Raw genomic sequence first — 13,848 nt, 5'->3', positions numbered from 1 at the left:
GTACACTCGCCGCCATGAGCACCCACCCCTTCCGCCATCTCGAGCCGCAACTGCCCGAGGAGCCGTCGAGCCCGGAAACGGCGTTCCAGCCGGACGCCGATCAGCAGCCGTTCTACGACGCGGAAAATTTCCATGCCTCGGCCAATGCGCCGGCCCGGACCGGCGGCCGACAGCTGCTCGGCGGCGCGCTCGCGCTGCTCGCGGCGTTGTGGATCGGTTATTCCGCGTGGCAGGCGGGGCGCGTGGTCGGCAGCGAGCCGCTGACCAGCCCCGCGCTCGCCCAGTGGATCGCGATCGCGACGGGCCCACTCGCGCTGCTCGGCCTTGTCTGGCTGATGTTCGGCCGCACCCGCCGCAGGGAGGCGGAGAAGTTCACCCGCTCGGTCATCGCGATGCGCGCCGAGGCGCGGGCGCTACAGGACGTGCTCGCCGCGCTCGGCGGGCAGATCGACCGCAACCACGGCGCGCTTGGGCAGGTCGCGGGCGAGCTGATGGGGCTCGGCGACCAGGCCGCGACGCGGCTCGGCGCGATCACCTCCGAGCTCAACGCCGGGTCGAAGACGCTCGCCGACCATGGCGCGGCGCTCGACCGGGCGGCCGAAGCGGCGCGGGTCGATATCGGCGTGCTGCTCGCCGACCTGCCGCGCGCCGAGCAGGTGGCGACGCAAATGGCCGACCGCCTGCGCGAGGCGGGGCGCTCGGCGATCGACCAGTCTGCGGCGTTCGAGGCGCAGGTCGAACGGCTCGCCGCGAGCGCTGGCCATGCCGACACCGCGGTCGGGACCGCCGCCGAACGGCTGGTCGCGCACCTCACCCATATCGAAAGCGCGAGCGCGGCGGCGACCGCCCGGCTGAGCGAGGCCGCGACCTCGAGCAGCGACACCGTCGATGCGCTGCTGATCCGTTCGGCCGAAGCGCTCGACCAGGTCCGCCACGGGATCGACCAGCAGGCGGCGAGCGTCGCCGCGCTGCTGTCGCAATCGGAGGCCGGGATCGGCCGCGCCGGGATCGCCGCCAGCGAGGCGCTGTCCGACCGGCTCGGCGGCGCGGGCAGCGCGCTCGATTCGCTGTCGGCACGCATCGCCGAGCAGGAACGCGCCTCGCAGCGGCTGGTCGCTGACCTCGACAATGGTCTCGGCCTCCTCGACCAGCGCTTCGCCGAATTGGCCTCGAGCGGCGACGAGCGGGTCGGACGGGTCGCGCGGCAGGTTGCCGGGCTTCGCGCCGAGCTCGCCTCGCTCGGCAGCGACGCCGGCGCCAACGACCAGGCGATCCTCGCCATCGCCGACCGCACCCAGGCGCTGCGCGAGGGTGTCGGCCACCTGTCGCAGGCAATCGCCGCCGAGCTGACCGGGGCGATCCACGAGGCCGAGGAAAGCGCCGCCCGGCTCCACGCCGCCAGCAGCGAAGCGCATCCCAAGATCCTCGGCGCGCGCGACGCGGCGGTCGAGGCGAGCGAGCGGATCGCGGCCGGTGGCGCGGCGATCGATGCCCAGCACCAGCGGCTGTCGGCGCTGCTCGCCGCGGTCGACGACGGGGTCGGCGGCGCGCACGACCGGCTCGCCGAGCTCGGCCGGTCGATCGCCGACACCTCGAGCCAGGCCGAGCGGCTGTCGGCCGAGACCGGCCCGGCGCTGGTCGCCGCGCTGGTCCAGGTGCGCGAGGCGGCGAGCCATGCCGCCGAGCGCGCGCAGGCCGCGATCCGCGAGGCGATTCCTGCGAGCGCGAGCCAGCTCGGCGACCAGGCCCGCGCCCAGCTCGAGCGGGCGCTTCGCGACGTGGTCGGAGATCAGCTCGCCGAGATCGACCGGCTCGCGACAAAGGCGGTCGAAAGCGCGCGCGCCGCGTCCGAGACGCTGACCCAGCAGATGCTGTCGATCGGCTCGACCGCCGCCGCGCTCGACGCGCATCTCGAGGAACGGCGCGAGGCCGAGCGCCGCGACGGCGGCGAACATTTCGCCCGCCACGTCGCGCTCCTGATCGATTCGATGCACTCGGCTTCGATCGACGTGCAGAAGATCCTCAGCGACGAGGTCGATGAAAAGGCGTGGGCCGCCTATCTGAAGGGCGACCGGGGCGTGTTCACCCGCCGCGCCGCGCGGCTGATCGGCGCGTCGGAGGCCAAGCCGCTCCAGGCGCATTACGACAGCGACCCCGAATTCCACCAGTCGGTCAATCGCTACGTCGCCGATTTCGAGGCGATGCTGCGCCGGGTGATGGGCGAGCGCGACGGCGGCTCGCTGGCGGTGACGCTGATGGGCTCGGACATGGGCAAGCTCTACGCCGCCCTGTCGCAGGCGATCGAGCGCCGCCGCTAGCGCGCTCCGCCGCGGCGGACGTCAGCCGACGATATTATCGTTCTGCTCGGGAGGGTTGAAGAAATCGAGGTCCTGCACCTTGATCCACCCGTCCATGTAATTGCCGTAGAACAAGGCGAACAGACCGGCAGCGATGGCCGCCGACACGATCATGTGCCGCCTGACGTCGAACCGCGCGGGGGCGCTCTCGGCCTGCCCCGGCACCAGCGGTTCGTCGGTGCGCTTGCCGCGGGCATAGCTGAATGGCAGCAGCATGAACGCCGACAGGCACAGGAACAGGAAGTAGATCGCGATCATCGAGGTGATTTTCATCGCCCGCTGCCCGCCGCCTGCATCTCCACCACCATCACTTCGACCACCGGCTTCTTGCCGGTCCACAGCGTCGCGCAGCGGCGCACCGCCAGCCGCACCGCCTCGCGCCGCTTGTCGAGGTCGCCCGACGGGCTCCACGCCTTCGCCGCCGCGTCGGCCGCGTCGGCGATGAAGTCGTCGCGGTCGGCTTCGATCGGCACGCCCAGCCCGCGTACCACCGGGTCGCCCGCCAGCCGTCCGTCGCGACCGACCGCCAGCGCGACCGAGATCGTCCCGTTGAAGGCGATCTTGCGCCGCTCGTTGAGCGTGCTGCCGTCGGCGGGAAGGATGACGTCGCCGTCGAGCACCAGCCGCCCGGTCCGTACCTGGTCGACCCGCTTCGGCCCGTCAGGGGCGAGCCGGACGACATCGCCGTTGTGCTGGACGATCGCGCGCGGGATGCCGCATTCGAGCCCGAACCGCGCCTGCTCGCGCATATGCCGGCTCTCGCCGTGGACGGGCACGAGGATGTCGGGCCGGATCCATTCGTACATCGCCTTGAGCTCGGGACGGCCGGGGTGGCCCGAGACATGGACGTGCGCCTGCCGCTCGGTGACCATCAGAACCGCCTTGTCGGCCAGCGCGTTCATGATCCGCCCGATCGCCATCTCGTTGCCTGGGATCTGCTTCGACGAGAAGATCACCGTGTCGCCCTCGGCGAGCTTGAGCTCGTGGCTGTCGAACGCGATCCGCCCGAGCGCGGCGCGGGGCTCGCCCTGCCCCCCGGTGGCGATGATCATCAGCTCGTCGCGCGGCAGCAGCATCGCTTCGTCGAACCGCACCGTGTCGGGGAAGTCGGTGAGGTAGCCGGTCGCCTTGGCCACCCGGATGATCCGGTCGAGGCTTCGCCCCGCCACCGCCAACCGCCGCCCGGTCTCGACCGCGATCCGCCCAAGCGTCTCGAGCCGCGCGGCGTTCGAGGCAAAGGTGGTGACGAGCACCCGCCCCCTCGCCTTTTCGACCTCGGCGAGCAGCCCGTCGTGGACCGAGCTCTCACTCCCCGACGGCGTTTCCTGGAACGTGTTGGTCGAATCGCACACCAGCGCGAGCACCCCGGCATCGCCGACGGCGCGAAACGCCTCGGCGCTGGTCGGCACGCCGAGCACCGGCTTTTCGTCGATCTTCCAGTCGCCGGTGTGGAACACATTGCCGAACGGAGTCTCGATCAGCAGCCCGTTCCCCTCGGGAATCGAATGGACGATGGGGTAAAAGGTGATCTTGAACGGATCGAGTTCGATCGACCCGCCGCGATCGATCACGACCAGCTCGACCTGCCCGGTCAGCCCCTCTTCCTCGAGCTTGCCGGCGATCAGCCCGGCGGTAAACGGGGTCGCGTAGAGCGGCACCTTGAGGTCCGCCGCGAGGTAGGGAAGCGCGCCGATATGGTCCTCGTGCCCGTGGGTCAGCACGATCCCGACGAGGTCCTTGCGGCGCTGCTCGATGAACTCGAGGTCGGGGAGGACGAGGTCGATCCCCGGATAGTCGGGGTCGGCGAAGGTCAGCCCGAGGTCGGCCATCAGCCACTTGCCGCGGCAACCGTAGAGATTGACGTTCATCCCGATCTCGCCCGATCCGCCGAGCGCGAGGAACAGCAGCTCTTCGCCCGGGGTCATGCCGCCCGACCCTCGGCGAGCAGCGCGAGGCCGCGGATGGTGAGATCGCCCTCGATCGCGTCGAACGCGTCGGTGTGCCGGTCGAACAACACGGCCAGCCCGCCGGTCGCGATCACCCGCGCGGGGCGCCCTATTTCGGCCTTCAGCCGCGCCACCAGTCCCTCGATCATCGCGACATAACCCCAATAGACTCCGATCAGCATCTGGCGTTCGGTGGTGCGCCCGATCACCGACCGGTCGGCGGGCGCCTCGACCGCGATCCGCGGCAGCTTCGCCGCCGCCGCGACCAGCGCGTCGAGCGACAGGTTGATCCCCGGCGCGATGATCCCGCCCTTGTACGCGCCGTTATAGTCGACCACGTCGAACGTCGTCGCGGTGCCGAAATCGACGATGATGAGGTCGCCCGCATGCGCAGCATGGCCGGCGATCGCGTTGAGCGCGCGGTCGGCGCCGACGGTCGCGGGCTCGGGCACGTCGAGCGTGATCGGCCAGCCGCCCTGTCCGGCGACCAGCGGCGTCACGTGGAAATATTTCTCCGCCAGGACGGTAAGATTATGAAGCGCGCGCGGGACGACGGTGCCGATCACCACCCGCGACATGTCCTCCTTGGCGAACCCTTCGAGCGCGAGCAGCTGGTGAAGCCACACGGCATATTCGTCGGCGGTCCGGCGCGGGTCGGTCGCGATCCGCCAGCGCGCGCGGATCTCGCGCCCTTCGACCAGCGCGAAGACGACATTGGTGTTCCCGGCATCGATCGCGAGCAGCATCGCGTCCCCCTAGCGCCCCGCCGCGCCGATGGCGAGCGTCAGCCGAGCGCGACGTCGCCTACGCGGACGATTTCCTCGCCTCCGTCGTCGCGGCGAAGCCGGAGCGCCCCGTCGGGCTCGATCCCGTCGAACCGCCCCGACACCACTGCGCCCTCGCCGCCGTGGACGGAGAGCGGGGTACCGGGCGGATGCGCCCGCTGCAGCCACGCGCGGGCGAACGCCTCGCCGTCGCTCGCCCGCCACGCGGCAAGCACGCGCGCGAAGCTGGCCGCGAGCAGGGGCGCGAACGCTTGCGGGGTGACGATGCCGCCGATCGAAGCCGTCGCCCGCCCCGCGATGTCGGGCGCGCCGGCCAGGTTTACCCCGAACCCGGCGACGACCCGGTCGCCGCTGCGCTCGAGGAGGATTCCCGCCAGCTTGGCGGTGCCGAGCATCAGGTCGTTGGGCCATTTGAGCGACAGGTCGCGCCCCGGCACGGCGGCGTCGACCGCCTCGACCAGCGCCAGCCCCGCCGCGAGCGCAAGGCTCGGCGCGCCGGGATCGCGCTCGCGCAGCCGCACCAGCGTCGAGCCGAGGAAATTGCCCGGGATCGTCTCCCACCGCCGCCCCTGCCGTCCGCGCCCGGCGTCCTGCCGCGCGGCGACCAGCCAGTCGCCCTCGACCGCGCCAAGGTCGGCGAGCAGGTCGGCATTGGTGGACCCGGTCGCCTCGACGAACCGGAGACGGCTCAGAACAGGCTCCGCACCGCCGTGCGCGTGGCGAGCCCGAGCGGGCCGATCAGCAAATAACCGACCGGGCTGACGACCAGCGCGGCGGCGGCGATCAGCATGCCCTCAATCCCTAGCGGGCGCTTCGCCAGCGGCTCGCCGTGGGGCGCGTCGAAGAACATCACCTTGATGATCTTGAGATAGTAGTAGGCGCCGATCACCGTGCCGAGGATGCCGAGCACCGCGAGCCACATCAGCCCCTGCCCGACCGCGGCGTTGAACACCATCAGCTTGGGCCAGAAGCCGAACAGCGGGGGGATCCCGGCGAGCGAGAACATGAAGATCGCGATCGCCCACGCCAGCGCGGGGCGCGTCTGCGCGAGCCCCGACAGCCGCTCGATCGCCTCGACCGGCTCGCCCGCCTCGTCGCGAAGCGCGAGCACGCACAGGAAGGCGCCGAGCGTCATCACGACATAGACCGCCATGTAGAACAGCACCGCGCTGGTCCCCGCGACTCCGCCCGCGACGAGCCCGATCAGCGCGAAGCCGACATTGTTGATCGACGAATAGGCGAGCAGCCGCTTGAGGTTGGTCTGGCCATAGGCGGCGATCGCGCCGAGGAAGATCGAGGCGAGCGCGGCGAAGATCATGATCTGCCGCCACGCGTCGATCGCCGGGCCGAGCGCCCCGGCGCAGACGCGGACCGCCATCAGCATCCCCGCGACCTTGGGCGCGGAGGCGAAAAAGGCGGTGACCGGGGTCGGCGCGCCCTCGTAGACGTCGGGGGTCCACATGTGGAACGGCACCGCGCTGATCTTGAACGCGATCCCCGCGAGCAGGAAGACCAGCCCGAACAGCAGCCCGATCGAGCCAGTGCCCTCGCGCGCGAAGGCGGCGGCGATGCCGACGAAATCGGTCGTTCCCGTGAAGCCGTAGAGCAGCGAAATGCCGTAGAGCAGGATGCCGCTCGCCAGCCCGCCGAGCACGAAATATTTGAGCCCCGCTTCCGACGAACGGTCGTCGGTCCGGCGATAGGCGGCCAGCACATAGGCGGCGAGGCTCTGGAGCTCGAGCCCGACGTAGAGCGTGATCAGGCTGGTCGCCGACACCATCACCGACATGCCGACGGTCGAAAGCAGGATCAGTACCGGATATTCCGCGCTATGCTCGAAATCGCGCTCGAACCAGTTATGCGCGGCGAGCACCGCGACCGCGGCGGAGAGATAGATCAGGCCCTTGCCGAACGCCCCGAACCCGTCGGCGGCGACCAGCCCGCCGAACAGCGGCCCCGACGTCTGCGGCGCGCCGACCAGCGCGACCGCGGCGCCGACCAGCAGCGCGATCGCGCCCCAGCTGGTCAGCCCGGCGGCGCGTCGCCCGCCGAACGCGGCGACCATCATCAGCACGATCGCGCCGACGGTAAGGATTTCCTCGGGAAGGATGGCGGCGAAATTCATCAGTGGTGGCCTTCCGCCGCGGCCGGCTTGCCGACGACTAGGTGAGAATCGCTGACCGGCGCGCTCGGCGCAAGCCGGACCAGCAGGCGGCCGACATCGGCGCGCATCGGCTTCATGAAGCTTTCGGGGTAGACCCCCATCCAGATCGTCGCCGCCGCGAGCGGCAGCAGCAGCCACAGCTCGCGCGCGTCGAGATCCTTCATCGCCGCCGCGTCGGCGTTGCGCTGGGTGCCGTAGCAGATCCGCCAGTAGAGGTAGAGCATGTAGGCCGCGCCGAGGATGATCCCGGTCGTCGCCACGATCGCCGCCCAGGTCGAGGCGCGATAGGTGCCCATCAGCGACAGGAACTCGCCGACGAAATTGCTCAGCCCCGGCAGGCCGACGCTGGCCATGGTGAACAGCATGAACAGCAGCGCATATTTGGGCATGTTGTCGCTGAGCCCGCCGTAGCGCGCGATCTCGCGGGTGTGCAGCCGGTCGTAGACCACGCCGACACACAGGAACAGCGCGCCCGAGACGAGGCCGTGGCCGAGCATGACCATCAGCCCGCCCTCGATCCCCTGTCGGTTGAACGCGAACAGGCCGAAGGTGACGAAGGCCATGTGCGCGACCGACGAATAGGCGATCAGCTTCTTCATGTCGTTCTGCACCAGCGCGACGAGCGAGGTATAGACCACCGCGATCCCGGACAGGACGAACACGAACGGCATGAAGTCGGCGCTTGCCGCCGGGAACATCGGCAGCGAGAAGCGGACGAATCCGTAGCCGCCCATTTTCAGCAGCACGCCCGCCAGGATCACCGATCCCGCGGTCGGCGCCTGCACGTGCGCGTCGGGAAGCCAGGTATGGACCGGCCACATCGGCATCTTCACCGCGAAGCTGGCGAAAAAGGCGAGCCACAGCCACCATTGCAGCGACGGCGCGAAATTATAGGCCATCAGCGTCGGGATGTCCGACGTCCCTGCCTTGCCGATCATCACCAGCATGGCGATCAGCATCAGCACCGAACCGGCGAGCGTGTAGAGGAAGAATTTGTAGCTCGCCTTGATCCGCTCGACCCCGCCCCAGATGCCGATGATCAAATACATCGGGATCAGGCCGCCTTCGAAGAAGATGTAGAACAGCAGCAGGTCCTGCGCGCTGAAGACGCCGATCATCAGCGCCTCCATGATCAGGAAGGCGCTCATATATTCGGGCACGCGCTTCTCGATCGCGCGCCACGAGGCGCCGATGCAGATCGGCATCAGGAACACGCTGAGCTCGATCAGCATCAGCGCGATCCCGTCGATCCCGAGCGCCCACGACGGCGCGCCCTGGCCGAACGACAGCCGCTCGGTGAACTGCCACTGCGCGCCCGCCGGGTCGTAATTCAGCCACAGCGCCACGCCGATCGCGAACTCGGCGAGCGTGACGACAAGCGCCAGCCAGCGCGCGGCACTGGCGCTGACGAACAGCGTCACGACGCCCGCGATCAGCGGCAACAGGATCAGGATCGAGAGGATGGGGATGCCGCTCATTTCCGCCCGCCCTCATTGCCGCCGACGCGAGTGAATCGCGTCGTCGATCCCGACCGCTTCGCGGCAGGTCGGCCGCGTCGCGCCGTCTCTCGACCAAGCGGCGCTCGCTGCGCTCCGCTATGCTTGCTCTCGGCGGCTTGCATCATCGTCCCGCCCACCACCAGGCCCAGCTTGCCGCGCCGATCAGCCCGAGCAGCATGGTCAGCGCATAGCTGGTGACCAGCCCCGACTGGAGGATCGTCGTCACGCGGTTGCCCTGCCCGACCAGCACCGCCGCGCCGTGCGGGCCGAAGCGGTCGATCGTCTGCTCGTCACCACGCTTCCAGAACAGGCGGCCGAGCGCGAACGCCGGGCGCACGAAGATCGCGTTGTAGAGCTCGTCGAAATACCATTTGTGCATCAGGAAATCGTGAAGCCCCGGGAACATCGCCACGAACGCCGCGGGGGCGCCGGGCTGGCGGATATAGTTGCGATAGGCGATGGCGAGGCCGGTCAGCATCACCACCAGCGGCATCAGCTTGGCCCAGAGCGGAATCGCATGACTGGCGTGGGCGAGATGCTCCGAAAAGGCGATCGCCCCGTTCCAATAATGCGGCGCGCCCTCGGGCGAGACGAAGAAATGCTCGAACGCGAACCCCGCGAACACCGCGCCCAGCGACAGCAGCCCAAGCGGGACGAGGATCGGCCACGGGCTCTCGTGCGGGTGATAGCCCGCCGTCCCGGTCGCGGCAGGCGCGTGGCGATGATCGTGCGCGCTGTCGGTCCCCGCGCCTTCCTCGGCCTCGTCCTCGTGATGGTGATGGACCGCGTGCTGGATATGCTCGCTCCCTGCCCAGCGCGCCTCGCCGAAAAAGGTCAGGAAGATCAGCCGCCACGAATAGAAGCTGGTCAGCAGTGCCGCCGAAATGCCGAGGAACCACGCCACCCCGCCCGCGGTGGTCCCGCTGGCGAAGGCGCTCTCGAGGATCGCGTCCTTCGAATAGAAGCCGGCGAAGCCGAACACGTCCATGATCCCGACCCCGGTAATCGCCAGCGTCCCCGCGACCATCGCCCAGAAGGTGAACGGGATCTGCTTCCGCAGGCCGCCGTAATAACGCATGTCCTGCTCGTGGTGCATCGCGTGGATCACGCTGCCCGCGCCGAGGAACAGCAGCGCCTTGAAAAAGGCGTGGGTGAACAGGTGGAACATCGCCGCCCCGAACGCCCCGACGCCCGCGGCGAAGAACATGTAACCGAGCTGCGAACAGGTCGAATAGGCAATCACCCGCTTGATGTCGTTCTGAACCGTGCCGACCGTCGCCGCGAAGATTGCGGTCGCCGCTCCGACGTAGGTCACGACCGTCATCGCGGTCGGACTGGTCACGAACATCGGCGACAGGCGGCAGACCATGAACACGCCCGCCGTAACCATCGTCGCGGCGTGGATCAGCGCCGACACCGGCGTCGGTCCCTCCATCGCGTCGGGGAGCCAGGTGTGCAGCCCCAATTGCGCCGACTTGCCGCACGCGCCGACGAACAGCAGCAGGCACAGCAGGGTCATCGTGTTGACCGTCATGCCCGCGAAATGGATCGTCGAGCCCGCCATCCCTGGCGCGGCGGCGAGGATCGCCGGGATCGAGACCGTCCCGAACACCAGGAAGGTGCCGAAGATCCCGAGCGAGAAGCCGAAGTCGCCGACCCGGTTGACCACGAACGCCTTGACCGCCGCCGCGTTGGCCGACGGCTTGTGATACCAGAAGCCGATCAGCAGGTAGGAAGCGAGCCCGACCCCTTCCCAGCCGAAGAACATCTGCACCAGGCTGTCGGCGGTCACCAGCATCAGCATCGCGAAGCTGAAAAGCGACAGATAGGCGAAGAAGCGCGGCTGGCTCGGGTCCTCGCTCATGTAGCTCCAGCTGTAGAGGTGGACGAGGCTCGACACGCTCGTCACCACCACCAGCATCACCGCGGTCAGACTGTCGACCCGCAGCGCCCAGTCGACGTTGAGGTCGCCCGACTGGATGAACTTGAGCACCGGCACGACCTCGGGGCCCGCGTGCCCGCCGAGATAGGAGAAGAACAATGGCCAGGCGAGCGCCGCGGCGGCGAACAGCGCGCCGGTGGTCACGACCTTGGCGGCGGTCGCGCCGATCAGGTTGCGGCCGAGGCCGGCGACTAGCGCCGCGACGAGCGGCAGGAAGACGATGAAGAGGACGGGGTGCATATTATCCGCGCATCCGGTCGGCATCGTCGACCGCGATCGAGCCGCGGCGACGGAAGAAGATGACGAGGATCGCGAGGCCGATCGCCGCCTCGGCGGCGGCGACGGTCAGCACGAACATGGCGAAGATCTGCCCGGTGACGTCGCCCAGGTAGGACGAAAAGGCGACCAGGTTGATGTTGACCGCGAGCAGGATCAGCTCGATCGCCATCAGCATCAGGATGATGTTGCGACGGTTGAGGAAGATGCCGAGCACGCCCAGCGTGAACAGGATCGCGGCGACCGCGAGATAATGGACCAGCCCGATCACAGCTTCATTCCTTCGCCGACTCCGGGCTGTAGGTTGCGGATCGCCTCGTCGGGGCGGCGATCGACCTGCCGCGCGACCTTCTGCCCGCGCGCGTCGCCGCGGCTGCGGTGGGTCAGCACGATCGCCCCGATCATCGCCACCAGCAGCACCAGCCCGGCGATTTCGAACGGATAGAGGAAGCGCCCGTAGAGCGCCTGCCCGATCGCCTCGATATTCGGTTGCGCGTTCGCCGCGACCGGCCTGGCCCCCTGCGTCACCGGCCCCGCCTTCCACGCCGCCACCGCGACCACCATCTCGGCCATCAGCACGAAGGCAATCAGCAGCCCGAACGGCAGGTTACGGGTGAAGCCCGAACGGAGCGACGCGAAGTCGATATCGAGCATCATCACCACGAACAGGAACAGCACCGCGACCGCGCCGACGTAGACGATCACCAGCAGCATCGCGATGAACTCGGCCCCCAGCAGCAGCATCAGGCCCGCCGCGTTGAAGAAGGCGACGATCAGCCACAGCACCGAGTGGACCGGGTTGCGCGCGAAGATGACGAACACCGCCGAGGCGATGGTCATCGCGGCGAATAGGTAAAAGGCGATGGCGGCGATCACGGTCTGGTCAGATTCCCTGTTGCGGCGCGCTTATCGGTAGGCCGCGTCGGCGGCAAGGTTCGCCGCGATCGCGGATTCCCACTTGTCGCCGTTGGCCAGCAGCTTGGCCTTGTCGTAAAGCAGTTCCTCGCGCGTTTCGGTCGCGAATTCGAGGTTCGGCCCCTCGACGATCGCATCGACCGGGCACGCCTCGGCGCACAGCCCGCAATAGATGCACTTGACCATGTCGATGTCGTAGCGCGTCGTGCGGCGGCTGCCGTCCTCGCGCGGTTCGGCCTCGATCGTGATCGCCTGCGCCGGGCAGATCGCCTCGCACAGCTTGCACGCGATGCACCGCTCCTCGCCGTTCGGATAACGACGCAGCGCGTGCTCGCCGCGAAAGCGCGGCGACTGCGGCACCTTCTCGTAGGGGTAGTTGATCGTCGCCTTGGGCTTGAAGAAATACTTCAACGTCAGCGCATGCGCCTTGACGAATTCCCACAGCGTGAACGCCTTGATGGTGCGGGAGATCACTTGCCTGCGCTCCGGCGCTGACACACACCCCTAGCGAGCACAGCGAATGGTTCGCGACCGCCTGACTTTTGATCCCGAGTCAACGCTACGGGCGTGACGACGAGGAAAGCCGAACCGTCCCTGGCTCCGACCAAATTGAATTGGGTCAAGCAGGCTTTTTCGGTGAACATGCACGGACCGCCCGAAAAAGATGAAAAGGCATACGAATTTGGCGCGGTCTCAATTGCCGGAAACGTCCCGGCCATCTTCATCGGGTCTTCGGCCCACGTGATGGTCGCTTGCTTCGGATTGCCGTCGGAAATCGTCAAGGCGAACGCTAGTGTTGCAGGTGGCAGTCCAATCGTCGAGGCGGTGACTTTCTCCCCATCAAATCCGATCGCTTTCGGAGCCTCCAATTGGCAATCAAATGACGCCTGAGCGGCCGAAGCCATCAAAATCAAACTAATCATGCCCCACCCCCATACCGCGTCAGCATCAGCCACCCCGAGATCAGAGTGACGAACAGCAGGCTCAGCGGAAGGAAGATCTTCCACCCCAGCCGCATCAGCTGGTCGTAGCGGTAGCGCGGCACGGTCGCCTTGACCCAGCCGAAGCAGAAGAACACCACCAGCATCTTGGCGAACAGCCAGAGGATGCCCGGCACGAGGTAGAGCGGCGCCCACTCGACCGGCGGTAGGAACCCGCCGAGGAACAGGCTCGAGACCAGCGCGCACATCAGGATGACGTTGGCATATTCGCCGAGCCAGAACAGTGCGAAGCTCATCGACGAATATTCGGTCTGGTGCCCCGCGACCAGCTCGCTCTCCGCCTCGACCAGGTCGAACGGGGTGCGGAAGGTCTCGGCCATCGCGCTGATGAAGAACACCACGAACATCGGGAACAGCAGCGGCTTGAACGCGAAGGCGTTGATCACGCCCAGCACCGCGCCCTTCTGCGCCATCACGATGCCGGTGAGGTTGAACGTCCCCGAATACATCACCACGCAGATCAGCACGAACCCGATCGACACTTCGTAGCTGACCATCTGCGCGGCGGCACGAATGGCGGAAAAGAAGGGATATTTCGAGTTCGACGCCCAGCCGGCGAGGATCACGCCATAGACCCCGAGCGAGCTCGCCGCGAGGATGTAGAGCAGCCCGACGTTGATGTCGGTCAGCACCACGCCGACGTCGAAAGGCACCACCGCCCACACGATCAGCGCGACGGTGAAGGTGATGATCGGCGCGATCAGGAACAACCCCTTGTTGGCGCTGGTCGGCAGGATCGTTTCCTGCAGGAACACCTTCAGCCCGTCGGCGAAGCTCTGCAGCAGCCCGAACGGCCCGACCACGTTCGGCCCCTTGCGAAGCGCGAAGGCGGCCCAGATCTTGCGCTCGGCATAGATCACCATCGCCACCGCCAGCATCAGCGGAAAGGCGATGACCAGCACGCCGATCACCGTCGCGAGCAGCCACGCCGCGTCGAAATTCATCCCGTGGCGGACGAAAAAG

13 protein-coding genes are annotated in these 13,848 nt (G+C 68.1%); 1 reads left to right on the top strand and 12 read right to left on the bottom strand.

Annotation, left to right across the window (positions count from 1 at the left end; all coding sequences use genetic code 11):
* Positions 1-14 precede the first annotated feature (14 nt).
* The gene (locus ABDK56_RS00980; RefSeq protein ID WP_349806202.1) at positions 15-2,318 is read left to right on the top strand and encodes a hypothetical protein; all 2,304 of its coding nucleotides are present in this window, start codon (positions 15-17) and stop codon (positions 2,316-2,318) included.
* Between the two features lie 21 nt (positions 2,319-2,339).
* Here ABDK56_RS00980 and ABDK56_RS00975 read toward each other — a convergent pair whose 3' ends face one another.
* The 12 genes from ABDK56_RS00975 to nuoH all read right to left on the bottom strand — a co-directional run bounded on the left by ABDK56_RS00975 (position 2,340) and on the right by nuoH (position 13,829).
* Positions 2,340-2,630 carry a DUF1467 family protein gene (locus ABDK56_RS00975; protein WP_349806201.1) on the bottom strand — a complete coding sequence of 97 codons (291 nt, stop codon included), beginning with the start codon at positions 2,628-2,630 and terminating at the stop codon, positions 2,340-2,342.
* Positions 2,627-4,282, bottom strand: a complete 1,656-nt coding sequence (locus ABDK56_RS00970; RefSeq protein WP_349806200.1) for a ribonuclease J — start codon at positions 4,280-4,282, stop codon at positions 2,627-2,629. The genes ABDK56_RS00975 and ABDK56_RS00970 overlap by 4 nt, the downstream gene beginning before the upstream one ends.
* Positions 4,279-5,049 (bottom strand): type III pantothenate kinase, encoded by a 771-nt coding sequence (locus tag ABDK56_RS00965; protein WP_349806199.1) that lies wholly within the window; start codon positions 5,047-5,049, stop codon positions 4,279-4,281. The genes ABDK56_RS00970 and ABDK56_RS00965 overlap by 4 nt, the downstream gene beginning before the upstream one ends.
* A 38-nt stretch (positions 5,050-5,087) precedes the next feature.
* A complete protein-coding gene (locus tag ABDK56_RS00960) occupies positions 5,088-5,780 on the bottom strand; it encodes a biotin--[acetyl-CoA-carboxylase] ligase (protein WP_502959257.1) in 693 nt (230 codons plus the stop codon).
* Positions 5,777-7,213, bottom strand: a complete 1,437-nt coding sequence (gene nuoN / locus ABDK56_RS00955) for an NADH-quinone oxidoreductase subunit NuoN (protein WP_349806198.1) — start codon at positions 7,211-7,213, stop codon at positions 5,777-5,779. The genes ABDK56_RS00960 and nuoN overlap by 4 nt, the downstream gene beginning before the upstream one ends.
* On the bottom strand, positions 7,213-8,730 hold the full coding sequence (locus tag ABDK56_RS00950) for an NADH-quinone oxidoreductase subunit M (RefSeq protein ID WP_349806197.1): 1,518 nt from the start codon (positions 8,728-8,730) through the stop codon (positions 7,213-7,215). The genes nuoN and ABDK56_RS00950 overlap by 1 nt, the downstream gene beginning before the upstream one ends.
* Before the next feature lie 142 nt (positions 8,731-8,872).
* Positions 8,873-10,933 carry an NADH-quinone oxidoreductase subunit L gene (gene nuoL, locus ABDK56_RS00945; RefSeq protein ID WP_349806196.1) on the bottom strand — a complete coding sequence of 687 codons (2,061 nt, stop codon included), beginning with the start codon at positions 10,931-10,933 and terminating at the stop codon, positions 8,873-8,875.
* Between the two features lies 1 nt (position 10,934).
* Positions 10,935-11,240, bottom strand: a complete 306-nt coding sequence (nuoK, locus tag ABDK56_RS00940) for an NADH-quinone oxidoreductase subunit NuoK (RefSeq protein WP_349806195.1) — start codon at positions 11,238-11,240, stop codon at positions 10,935-10,937.
* The gene (locus tag ABDK56_RS00935) at positions 11,237-11,845 is read right to left on the bottom strand and encodes an NADH-quinone oxidoreductase subunit J (RefSeq protein ID WP_349806194.1); all 609 of its coding nucleotides are present in this window, start codon (positions 11,843-11,845) and stop codon (positions 11,237-11,239) included. Before ABDK56_RS00935 ends, nuoK begins: the two co-directional genes overlap by 4 nt.
* Before the next feature lie 30 nt (positions 11,846-11,875).
* Positions 11,876-12,358 carry an NADH-quinone oxidoreductase subunit NuoI gene (gene nuoI, locus ABDK56_RS00930; protein ID WP_349806193.1) on the bottom strand — a complete coding sequence of 161 codons (483 nt, stop codon included), beginning with the start codon at positions 12,356-12,358 and terminating at the stop codon, positions 11,876-11,878.
* A complete protein-coding gene (locus tag ABDK56_RS00925) occupies positions 12,355-12,807 on the bottom strand; it encodes a hypothetical protein (RefSeq protein ID WP_349806192.1) in 453 nt (150 codons plus the stop codon). The genes nuoI and ABDK56_RS00925 overlap by 4 nt, the downstream gene beginning before the upstream one ends.
* Positions 12,804-13,829 carry an NADH-quinone oxidoreductase subunit NuoH gene (gene nuoH / locus ABDK56_RS00920; RefSeq protein WP_349806796.1) on the bottom strand — a complete coding sequence of 342 codons (1,026 nt, stop codon included), beginning with the start codon at positions 13,827-13,829 and terminating at the stop codon, positions 12,804-12,806. The genes ABDK56_RS00925 and nuoH overlap by 4 nt, the downstream gene beginning before the upstream one ends.
* Between the last annotated feature and the right edge of the window lie 19 nt (positions 13,830-13,848).

Origin of the sequence: Sphingomonas sp. ASV193 (assembly GCF_040203355.1) — a bacterium.
In the GTDB taxonomy this organism is placed as follows: Bacteria; Pseudomonadota; Alphaproteobacteria; order Sphingomonadales; family Sphingomonadaceae; genus Sphingomicrobium.
Note: the sequence above shows the minus strand (reverse complement) of the source record. Positions and strands in the feature narration are given on the sequence as shown.